Genomic DNA, 11,778 nt, shown 5'->3' on the forward strand with positions numbered 1-11,778 from the left:
GGGTGCGCGAAGCGGTGGTCATCGCTCAGGAAGGCGCCCAAGGTCCGATGCTGGTGGGCTACGTCGTCGCCAATCAAGCGAGCGACGATCTGCTGCCTGAAGAATTGCTGCATCAAGAGCTCAGAGCCCAACTGCTTCAGCAACTGCCGGACTACATGGTGCCCCAGCACTGGCTGTTCCTGCCGCGTCTGCCGCTGACCCCCAATGGCAAACTGGACCGCAAGGCACTGCCGAAAGCCGATGCCAGCCAGGTCCAGAAAAGCTACGTCGCGCCGACCACCGNTGAACCTGCAGCAGGTCGGCCTAAGCGACAACTTCTTCGAGTTGGGCGGTCACTCGTTGCTGGCGACCCAGGTGCTGTCGCGGGTGCGACAGTTGCTCAATGCCGAGGTCGCGTTGCGCACGCTGTTCGAGCACAGCACCCTCGAAGCTTTCGTACAGGCGCTTTGCGCTGAAACCTCTGCGCCCATGACGCCGCCGCTGTTGCCGGTGGCGGGGGATCAGGCAATGCGTCTGTCGTATGCGCAGGAGCGTCAATGGTTCCTCTGGCAGTTGGACCCACAGGGTGTGGCCTACAACCTGCCGTTGGCACTGCGTCTACACGGCCGGCTCGATGTCCAGGCGCTGGCCCGCAGCTTCGACAGCCTGATCGAGCGCCACGAAACCCTGCGCACGATCTTCGTGCAGAACGGGGCGGACGTGGTGCCGGTTCTTCAGGCGAACGCAGGAGTTGTATTGGAGGCCCACGCCCTGGACGATGCGTCGCAAATCGCCGCCCAGGTGGATGCCGAAGCGCACCGGCCGTTCGACCTCAAACAGGATGCCCTGCTGCGAGCGAAACTGCTGCGCCTGGCGGACGACGACCACGTGTTGATTCTGACCCAGCACCACATTGTCTCCGATGCCTGGTCGATGCGGGTGATGGTCGATGAGCTGGTCGAGCTGTACGCCGCATACCGCGATGGCCGCGACGTGCAACTTGCGGCGCTGCCGATTCAATATGCCGACTATGCCCACTGGCAGCGTCAGTGGATGGACAGCGGCGAACGCGAGCGGCAATTGGCCTACTGGACCGCGCAGTTGGGTGGCGAACAGCCGGTGCTGGCGCTGCCCACCGACCATCCGCGCCCGAACGTGCAGAGCTTCGTCGGTGCGACCCGGTCGGTGACCTTGCCCAAGCCGCTGCTGGATTCGCTCAAGGCCTTGGCCCAGCGCGAGCACTCGACGCTGTTCATGCTGTTGTTGGCGTCGTTCCAGACCCTGCTGCATCGCTACAGCGGCCAGCGCGATATCCGCGTCGGCGTGCCGATTGCCAACCGCAACCGGGTGGAAACCGAGCGGCTGATCGGCTTCTTCGTCAACACCCAGGTGCTCAAGGCCGACATCGATGGCCAAGGCGCTTTCAACGAACTGTTGGCGCAGGTCAAACAGACCGCGTTGCAGGCCCAGGCCCATCAGGACCTGCCCTTCGAACAACTGGTGGAGGCGCTGCAACCTCAGCGCAGCCTCAGCCATAGCCCGTTGTTCCAGGTGATGTTCAACCACTTGAGCGAAGGTCGCAAAGGCGTCGACATTGCCTTGCCGGGGCTCACGCTCTCGGCGCTGGCGGCGACCGGGCGTACCGCGCAGTTCGACCTGAGCCTGGAAACCTTCGAGTCGGACGAGCAACTGATCGCGACCCTGACCTACGCCACCGACCTGTTCGAGCCGGCAAGCATGGTGCAACTGATCGGCCATTGGCAGCACCTGCTGCAGGCCATCGTCGCCGAGCCTGAATCGCCCGTCGCGGCGCTGCCGATGCTGGCGCAAACCCAGGCGCAGCAAGTGCTTCACGACTGGAACCGCACCGAGGCCCGTTACCCGCTGGATCTGGGTGTGCATCAGTTGATCGAGATGCAGGTGCTGCGAACACCGGAGGCTGTCGCTCTGGCGTTCGGCGACCGGCAAATGAACTACGCCGAGCTGGACGCCATCGCCAACCAGTGGGCCCATCGACTCATCGGCCTGGGTGTCGGCACCGACGTGCTGGTGGGCGTGGCCGCCGAACGCTCTGTTGAGATGGTCATCGGCCTGTTGGCGGTGCTCAAGGCCGGTGGTGCCTATGTGCCGCTGGACCCGGAATACCCCCGGGAGCGCCTGAGTTACATGATGCAGGACAGCGGCATCGGTCTGTTATTGACCCAGCCCCATCTGCGCGATCAGTTGCCGGTTCCCGATGGTGTGCAGACCCTGGATCTGGGGGCGTCGGTGGCTTCGTTCAGTACCGTGGCACCCGATCTTGAACTGGACCCGCAAAGCCTGGCCTACGTGATCTACACCTCCGGCTCCACCGGTCAGCCCAAAGGCGCCGGCAATCGCCATGCCGCCCTGACCAACCGCCTGTGCTGGATGCAGGAGGCCTATGGCCTGAGTGCTGACGATGCGGTGCTACAGAAAACCCCGTTCAGTTTCGACGTCTCGGTGTGGGAGTTCTTCTGGCCGCTGATGACCGGGGCTCGCCTGGTGGTCGCGGCGCCGGGCGCCCATCGCGATCCGGCCGTGCTGGTCGAGCTGATCAACCAGCGCGCCGTGACCACGCTGCATTTCGTGCCTTCGATGTTGCAGGCATTCCTGCTCGATGCCCGTGCGTCCAGTTGCAGCAGTCTGCGCCGGGTCATCTGCAGCGGGGAAGCCTTGCCGGTGGAAGCGCAGCAGCAAGTGTTCCGGCAATTACCTGACGCCGCGCTGTACAACCTGTACGGCCCGACCGAAGCGGCGATTGACGTGACCCACTGGCAGTGTGTCGACGAAGGCCGCGACAGCGTGCCGATCGGGCAGCCTATCGCCAACCTGGCGACCTACATCCTCGACGCCGATCTGCAACCGCTGCCGGTGGGCGTCGCGGGCGAGCTGTATCTGGGCGGTGAGGGCCTGGCGCGGGGTTACCACCGTCGGCCAGCGCTGACCGCCGAGCGCTTCGTCGCCAACCCCCACGGCGCCGGCCGGCTGTATCGCACCGGGGATCTGGCCCGGCATCGCCGCGATGGCGTGATCGAGTACCTGGGGCGGATCGACCATCAGGTGAAGATCCGTGGACTGCGCATCGAACTGGGTGAAATCGAAGCCCGCCTGCTGGAACTGCCGTCGGTGAACGAAGCCGTGGTGGTCGCGCAGGACGGCCCGACCGGTAAGCGTCTGGTGGCCTATGCCGTGCCGAACGACGGGCTGTGGCTGCACGCCAGCGCTGACGATCAGGCCCGTCACGCTGCTGCGCTGGGCACCCGCCTGGCGCGCACGCTGCCCGATTACATGCTGCCCACGCATTGGGTGTTCCTGGCGCACCTGCCGCTGAGTCCCAACGGCAAGCTCGATCGCAAGGCGCTGCCGAAGGTCGAGGCGGTCGCCATGCGACAGGCGTATCGACCACCGCAGAGCGAACTGGAACAGCAGATCGCCGCGATCTGGCAAGACACCCTGCACGTCGAACAGGTTGGGCTGGGCGACAACTTCTTCGATCTGGGCGGGCATTCGTTGCTCGCCACCCAGACCGTTTCGCGCATCAACGCGCAGTTGGGAATCGACGTTGCGCTGCGCCTGATCTTTGAAACACCGACCCTGGCCGAGTTTGCTCAGGCCGTGCTGGAGAGCCGCAGTGCACTCAGCGAAGAAGGGCTTTCGGACATTGAAAAAATGATGGACCTGATGGAGCAAGCGTGAGATGGACAAGACTACCGCAGAGCGGATTGCCAAGCGTTTCATCGGTCTGGGTCTGGAGCAACGCCGCCAGATTCTGGAAAAAATGAACGAGAGCAACAGCAGCTTCCGGCTGTTGCCGATTGTCGCCAGCCGTCACGACGTGCCCCGGATCCCGCTGTCGTTCGCCCAACAGCGTCTGCTGTTTCTGTGGCAGATGGAGCCGCAAGGCTCGTTCTACAACGTGCCACGGGCGGTGCGCCTCAAAGGCCCGCTGCAACAGGGTGTTTTGCACCAGACGTTCGAAGCGCTGGTGCAGCGCCATGAGGTGTTGCGCACCCGTTTCGTTTCCGAAGAAGGCGCGTTCTATCAGCAGATCGATGACAGCGTCGAGGTCGACGTTGAGCTTGTCGACGTGCCGCTCATGGCGGCGTCTGGCGGCAATGCCCACGACGAAGAGGCGCTCAAGGCGCAGGTCGCCGAAGAGGTGGCGCGGCCGTTCGATCTGCTGCAAGGCCCGCTGATGCGCGTGAAACTGTATCGCCTTGGCGAGCAGGAGCATGTGCTGCTCGTGACCGTGCATCACATCGTCTCCGACGGCTGGTCCAGCCAGTTGATGGTCGAGGAGTTCGTGCACCTGTACGACGCCATCGCGCAGGGGCGCGAGGCGCAGTTGCCCGCGCTGGCGATTCAGTACGCCGATTACGCGCTGTGGCAGCGCAGCTGGCTGGAAGCAGGTGAGAGCGAGCGCCAGTTGCAGTACTGGCGCAGCGTGTTGGGCGACGAGCAGCCAGTGTTGGCCTTGCCCTTGGATCGTGAACGGCCGCCGATCCCCAGTTATCGTGGCGCGGCACTGACCGCCGACTGCTCGCCAGCCTTGTCCGATGCCCTCAAGCGTCTGGGCAGCGAGCGCGGCTACACGCTGTTCATGATGCTGCTTGCGGCATTCTCCGTGGTGCTTGCCCGGCAGAGCGGCCAGCACGACATTCGTCTGGGCGCGCCGAACGCCGGGCGCAATCGCAAGGAAACCGAAGGCCTGATTGGCTTCTTCATCAACACCCAGGTGCTGCGTGTGGAGGTCGATGAACAACTGACCTTCGAGCAGTTGCTGGCACAGGTGAAAGAAACCGTATTCGGCGCTCAGGCCCATCAGGACTTGCCCTTCGAGCAGTTGGTGGACGCGCTGGCCCCGCAACGGGACCTGAGTCATCACCCGCTGTTTCAGGTCAAGATCAACCAGAACCTGGCCAGCCCCGGGCTGGGCCGGAACACGCAGGAGCAGGCCGGGGAGGGCCGTTTTGCCGATCTTCAGATCAGCGCCTTCGAGTTGACTGAAAACGACGTCCGTTTCGACCTGGCGCTGGACTTCACCGACACTGGGCACGGCATTCAGATCAGCCTGAGTTACGCCACCGACCTGTTCGAACGCAGCACGGTTCATGCCATTGGCGCGTCGTTGCAGGCGGTGTTGCAGGACATGGCCGAGGCGCCGACCGCACCGATTCATCAGCGTCCGGGCCGTTCTGGCGTGCAGGTGTTCGAGGAGGCCGAAGCCTTTGCCCATGCCGATTTTCTTGCCTTGTGGCGCGCTCACTCGATCTCCCGAGGCGCGGCCGTCGCGGTGCGTTGCGGCGAGGAGCTGGTCAGCTTCGCCGAGCTGGAGCGACAGTCCAACCAAGTGGCGCACTGGCTGCGTGAACAGGGCCTGCAACAGACCCACATCGTGGCGCTGGCTTTGGAGCGCAGCGTCGCGTGGACCGTCGCGCTGCTGGGGGTGTTGAAGGCCGGCGGGGTGTACCTGCCGCTGGACAATCGCCAGCCGACGGACCGTTTGCATCAAATGCTCAGCCACAGTGGCGCGACCTGGCTGTTGCGCACGCAAGGCGATCGAAGCATCGACTGCCAGGGCCTGGCGTGCACGGCACTGGATTACGCCCCGGAGCGTTTCGCCCATTGCAACAGCGAGCCGTTGAATCTTGCGCTGCTCCCTGAGCAACCGGCCTATGTGATTTTCACCTCCGGTTCCACCGGTCAGCCCAAGGGCGTACTGGTCAGTCATCAGGCGCTGGGCAACTACTTGCAAGCGGTGTTGCAGCGTCTGCGCCTGCCGACGGACGCCAGCCTGGCGATGATTTCCACGCTGGCGGCGGACCTCGGTCACACCCTGCTGTTCGCGGCGTTGGCCAGTGGTCGGCCGTTGCACCTGTTGCCCCATGAATACGCCTTCGATCCGGACCGTTTTGCCCGCTACATGAGCGAGCACCGGGTCGGCGCCCTGAAGCTGGTGCCCAGCCATCTGCAAAGTCTGTTGCAGGCCGCTCGCCCGGCCGATGTCCTGCCGCTCCACGTGCTGGTGCTCGGTGGCGAGACCTGTCCGTGGTCGCTGGTGGCGCAGGTCGCGCGGCTGGCACCGCAATGCCGGGTCATCAACCACTACGGCCCTACCGAAACCACCGTGGGCGTGCTGACCTGTGAAGCGAATGCGGCGCTGCCCGGCACCCTCAGCGTGCCGGTCGGCCGACCGCTGGCCAACGCTCGCGTGCGCCTGCTCGACGACTATCTGAACCCTGTCGCAGAGCGCGTGACGGGGCAGATGTATCTGGGTGGCGCCGGTGTGGCGCAGGGGTATCTGGGGCAGCCGGCGCTGACCGCCGAGCGATTCGTCCCCGATCCGCAGGGCTGTCAGGGTGAACGTGTCTACCGCAGCGGCGACCGGGCGCGCAGCGTCAACGGCGAGCTGGAATTCATCGGCCGAGCGGACGATCAGGTGAAGATTCGTGGCTACCGGGTCGAGCCGGGCGAAGTGCAGCAGGCGCTGCGTCAACTCGACGCCGTGCGGGACGCAGTGGTACTGGCGTTGCCGATGGACAGCGACGAAGGCCGTCTGCAACTGGTGGCTTACTGTGTCGCGGTGTCGGGTTCGCTGGACACCGAACGCCTCGCAAGCGAGTTGCAAGCGTCGTTACCGGATTACATGGTGCCGTCGCGCTTCGTGGTGCTGGAGCGCCTGCCGCTGACCGCCAACGGCAAACTCGACCGCGCGGCACTGCCGATGCCCGACGCTCAGGCCCGGCAATACGTGGCCCCGAGCAATGAGCTGGAGCAGGCGCTGGCAGAGGTCTGGGCCCAAGTGCTGAAGCTTGCGCAGGTGGGCGTCACCGACAACTTCTTCGAACTCGGCGGCGACTCGATCCTCAGCTTGCAGATCATCGCCCGTGCCAAGCGGCGCGGGATCAAACTCACCCCCAAGCAGTTGTTCGAAAAGCAGACCATTACCCAGTTGGCACAGGTCGCCAAGTGGATCGAAGTGAAAGCGGCAACGACACCGGCGCCCGCATCGGGCACGGCGTCGCAGGTCAGTGGCTCCCAGGCGCTGCTGCCGATTCAGGCGCGTTTTTTCGCCGCTGATATTCCCGAGCGCCACCACTGGAACCAGTCGATCCTCCTGCAACCGCAGAATCGTCTGGACCCGGTTTCGCTGAGCAACGCAATACACGCCGTGTATCGCCAGCATGATGCGCTGCGCCTTGCCTTTACCGACGTCAGCGGCCAGTGGCGTGCCGAGTATCAGGCGGCGGCTCCCGCCGACCTGTTGTGGACCCCCGCAGCGCTGGCGAGCACCGATGATATTCAGGCCCTGGCGAATCAGGCTCAGCGCAGCCTGAACCTGGAACAGGGCGTCTTGTTGCGCGCCGTGCTGATGGAATTGCCCCACGGCGAGCAACGTCTGCTGCTGGTTATTCACCACTGCGTGGTCGACGGGGTGTCCTGGCGCGTACTGCTCGACGATTTGCAGAGCGCCTACGCGCACGTCGCGAACGGCAAGGCGTCGACGTCCATGCAGCCAGCACTCATACAGCCGACATTCATGGATAAAGGCACCTCGCTGCAGACGTTCGCCGAGCATCTGCATCGCCATGCCCAGAGCGATGTGCTGAAAGCCGAACTCGGCTACTGGCAGGGCGTGCTGACGGATGTTGTGCTGGACCTCCCGTGTGACGACCCGCAAGGCGGCATGACGGTCGCGCAGGCGCAGGAAGTGTCGACCCGACTCGATCAAACCGTCACCCACGCATTGCTGAAAGTGGCGCCAGCGGCCTATCGCACCCAGGTCAACGACCTGCTGCTGACGGCGTTGTCCCGCGTGCTGTGCCGTTGGACCGGGCAATCGGCAGTGGCGATTCAGCTGGAAGGCCATGGTCGTGAAGCGCTGTTCGACGACCTGGATATCTCGCGCACCTGCGGCTGGTTCACCAGTCTGTTCCCGGTGCGCCTGAGCCCCGCCGACGACCTGGATCGCTCGATCAAACAGGTCAAGGAGCAACTGCGCCAGACTCCCAACAAGGGCATCGGCTTCGGTGTGTTGCGCTATCACGGCGACGCGTCCAGCCAGACGACGCTGGCGGCGCTGGGTGAACCCCGCATCACCTTCAACTACCTCGGCCAGTTCGATGGCGATTTTGCAGCCGATCAAGGCGCGCTGTTCCGTCCGGCGCCGGAGTCCGACGGGGCGTCGCGCAGTGAACAGGGGCCGTTGGGCAACTGGCTGAGCATCAACGGTCAGGTCTATGGCGGCGAGCTAGCGTTGAGCTGGACGTTCAGCGGGGGCATGTACCGCCGCGAGAGCGTGCAGGCGCTGGCCGACGATTACCGGCGCGAACTGATCGCGCTGATCGAACATTGCAGCAGCCAGACCCACTTTGGCGTCACACCGTCGGATTTCAATCTCGTCAGCATCAGCCAGACACAGCTGGAAAGCCTGCCGATGGCCGCCCGGCACATCGCCGACCTCTATCCACTGTCGCCGATGCAGCAGGGGATTCTGTTCCACGGGCTCAACGAACCCGACGGTGCGGCGTACACCAACCAGCTTCGGGTCGATGTTCAACACCTGGAGGTCGAGCGTTTCCGTGCGGCGTGGCAGCAGACGCTGGACACCCACGACATTCTGCGCACAGCGTTCGTCTGGCCGCAGGGCATGAGCGCGGCGGTGCAGGTGGTGCTCGACCGCGTGGAAATGCCGTGGTCGGTGCAGGACTGGCAGGAAAAAAGCGACCTGATACAAGCACTCGATCAATTGGCCGCGGACGATCTGGCCGCCGGCTTCCAGCTCGATCAGGCGCCGCTGTTGCGGGTGACGCTGGTGCGTACCGGTGTCAGCGACTGGCATCTGATCTACACCAGTCATCACATTCTCATGGATGGCTGGAGCACCTCGCAGTTGTTCGGTGAAGTGCTGCAACGTTATGCGGGGCAATCACCTGCCGCGCCCCAGGGGCGTTACCGCGATTACATCCAGTGGCTGGGCCAGCGTGATGCTCAGGCCAGTCGCGGCTTCTGGAAACAAGCGCTGGCCGAGTTGCAGGAACCCACGCGTCTGGCCAATGCCATGGGCTCGCCTCAGGCGTCCGGCATCGGTTATGCCGAGCACGAGCATGTGTTCAGCGAAACCCTGACCGCTGGCCTGAACGGATTCGCCCGCGAACAGAAAGTCACCCTCAACACCTTGATGCAGGCCGCCTGGCTGGTGCTGTTGCAGCGCTACACCGGCCAGGACACCGTGGCCTTCGGCGCGACAGTGGCCGGACGTCCCATGGACCTTGCGGGTGTCGAGCAGCAGATCGGCCTGTTCATCAACACGCTGCCGGTGGTTGCCACGCCGTCGCCGCAGGTCACGGTAGGGCAGTGGATTCAACAGGTGCAGGCCCTCAATCTGGCGTTGCGCGAACATGACCACACGCCGCTGTACGACATCCAGAGCTGGGCCGGACTGGGCGCGGGCGCGTTGTTCGACAGCATTCTAGTGTTCGAGAACTACCCGATGTCCGAGGCGTTGTCCCAGGGCCAAGGCTCAGGGCTGGTGTTTTCGCCGATCCGTCGTCAGGAGCAGACCAATTACCCGCTGACGCTGGTGGCGGTGAGTGGTCGCGAGTTGACGCTGGGGTGCAGTTTTGATCGCGAGAGCTTCGACGAAGCGGCCATCGTGCGTCTGGCGGGCGAGCTGCAGAACCTGATGACGCAGTTCCTCGCCGACGCCAGCCTGCCGTTGGGCGAGCTGCAATTGTTGAGCACCGAACAGCGCCAGGCCGCACTGGCCTGGGGGCGCTCGCCGAGCCCGACGCTGGCAGACCTCAGCGTGGTTCAGCGCATCGAAGCACAGGTCCGCGAACAACCGCTGGCGCCGGCGATCCTGTTCGCCGAACAGACGCTCGACTACGCCAGCCTCGACCGTCAGGCCAATCAGTTGGCGCACACGCTGCGCGCCATGGGCGTCGGCCCCGAGGTGCGCGTGGCGGTGTGCCTGCGTCGTACGCCGCAGATGATCGTCAGCCTGCTGGCGATTCTGAAGGCGGGCGGCGCCTACGTGCCGCTGGACCCGGAATACCCGCAAGAGCGTCTGCTGCACATGCTCGACGACAGTCACGCCGCGGTGTTGCTTACCGAAACGCCGTTGCTGGACGTGTTGCCCGCCGTGTTGCAGGCGCAGATTCTGCTGGTGCAACCGACGCCTGACGGGTTGCAGGCGGGGCCGCAACACGCTCCGACACCCGTCACGGATGCGGCCAATCTGGCTTACGTCATCTACACCTCCGGTTCCACCGGGAAACCCAAGGGCGTGGCCATCAGTCACGGCAACGTTGCGGCGCTGGTGCAGTGGTCGCTGGCCACGTATCCGGCCGAGGCGCTGCACGGGGTGCTGGCTTCGACATCGATCTGCTTCGACCTGTCGGTGTGGGAGATTTTCGTCACCCTCAGCGGCGGCGGCTTCATGGTGCTGGCGGATAACGCGCTGGCGCTGCCCGAGCTGCCGGCCCGCGAACAGGTACGACTGATCAACACCGTGCCGTCGGCCATTGCCGCGCTGCAACGTGCCGGGCAGATTCCGGCCTCGGTCAAGATCATCAACCTGGCCGGCGAGCCACTCAAGCAGCCGCTGGTGGACAGCCTGTACGGGAGCACGGCGGTGGAGCGGGTCTATGACCTGTACGGCCCTTCGGAAGACACCACGTACTCAACGTTCACCCTGCGCCTGCCTGGCGGGCAGGCCAACATCGGACGACCGCTGGACAACACCACGGCCTACCTGCTGGACGCCGGGTTGCAGGCGTTGCCATCCGGGGTAGCGGCCGAGTTGTACCTCGCCGGGGCCGGGGTCTCGCGGGGCTACCTGATGCGACCGGGCCTGACCGCCGAGCGCTATGTGCCGGACCCGTTCTCCGCTGACGGCGAGCGTTTGTACCGCACCGGCGATCTGGTGCGCCAGGGCGGGGAGGGCAACATCGAGTACATCGGTCGCGCCGACCACCAGGTGAAGATTCGCGGTTTCCGCATCGAGCTGAGCGAAATCGAGAACCGTCTGTTGCAGCACCCGTCCGTCCGCGAAGCGGTGGTGCTGACCCAGGACGGTGTCGCGGGCAAGCAATTGCTGGGTTACGTCGTGGCCCACGAGCACGGGCAGGAGGGCGTGGCGGACAGTCTGCGCAGTCATCTGGCCGCCAGCCTTCCGGCGCACATGGTGCCGAACCATCTGCACCTGGTCGCCGCGCTGCCCCTGACCCCCAATGGCAAGCTCGATCGCAAGGCGCTGCTGGCACTGGGCGGCAATCCGCTGCTGCAACAGTACGTGGCGCCGCGCAGCGATCTGCAATGGGAGGTGGCGGAAATCTGGCAGGAAGTGCTGGAAGTCGAGCGCGTAGGGCTGGGGGACAGCTTTTTCCAGCTGGGCGGGCATTCGCTGCTGGCGACCCTGGTGGTCACGCGGATCAAAGAGCGCCTGGGCGACCAGGTGCCGCTCAAGGAACTGTTCGCCGCCGACACCCTGGAGCATTTCTGTGAACGCATCCAGGCCCTGCGCGCGGATTTGTCGCCGGTTCAGGACGAATTGGCTAAATCTCTGGAGGCCCTCAAACGTCTATCCCTCGATGATCTTGAAAAACTGATTTCCTGAGTGAGGACAACGCGTGCAAGAGTTAATCGAGTCGGTAGGAAAACTTTCGGCCAAACAACGAAAGGCTCTGGCAGTTCTGCTCAAACAGAAAGGCGTGAACCTCTTCACGATTGCCCCGGTTTTTCAACGTGCAGCTGACGAGCCGTTGCTGCTCTCGT

At 64.4% G+C, this 11,778-nt stretch carries 3 protein-coding genes and 1 pseudogene; all 4 read left to right on the forward strand.

From position 1 onward, the window contains the following. Positions 1-47: 47 nt before the first annotated feature. A partial coding sequence (locus D3M70_RS33890) for a hypothetical protein (RefSeq protein ID WP_375233066.1) occupies positions 48-282 on the forward strand: 235 nt, incomplete at its 3' end. A 1-nt stretch (position 283) separates the two neighbouring features. Continuing rightward, positions 284-3,696 (forward strand): annotated as a pseudogene (locus tag D3M70_RS31300) (amino acid adenylation domain-containing protein); the annotation flags it as partial. Position 3,697: 1 nt separating this feature from the next. After that, entirely contained in the window at positions 3,698-11,620 is a 7,923-nt protein-coding gene (locus D3M70_RS31305) for a non-ribosomal peptide synthetase (RefSeq protein ID WP_120130107.1), read from the forward strand. Between the two features lie 13 nt (positions 11,621-11,633). Next, the coding region (locus tag D3M70_RS34380) for a hypothetical protein (RefSeq protein WP_375233067.1) at positions 11,634-11,778 on the forward strand (145 nt) is incomplete at its 3' end.

Source organism: Pseudomonas sp. LS-2 (assembly GCF_003605735.1).
Lineage (GTDB): Bacteria > Pseudomonadota > Gammaproteobacteria > Pseudomonadales > Pseudomonadaceae > Aquipseudomonas.

Excerpts from the sequence above, each read along its gene's own strand:
- D3M70_RS31305 (WP_120130107.1), top strand. The coding sequence starts at position 3,698 with ATGGACAAGACTACCGCAGAGCGGATTGCCAAGCGTTTCATCGGTCTG.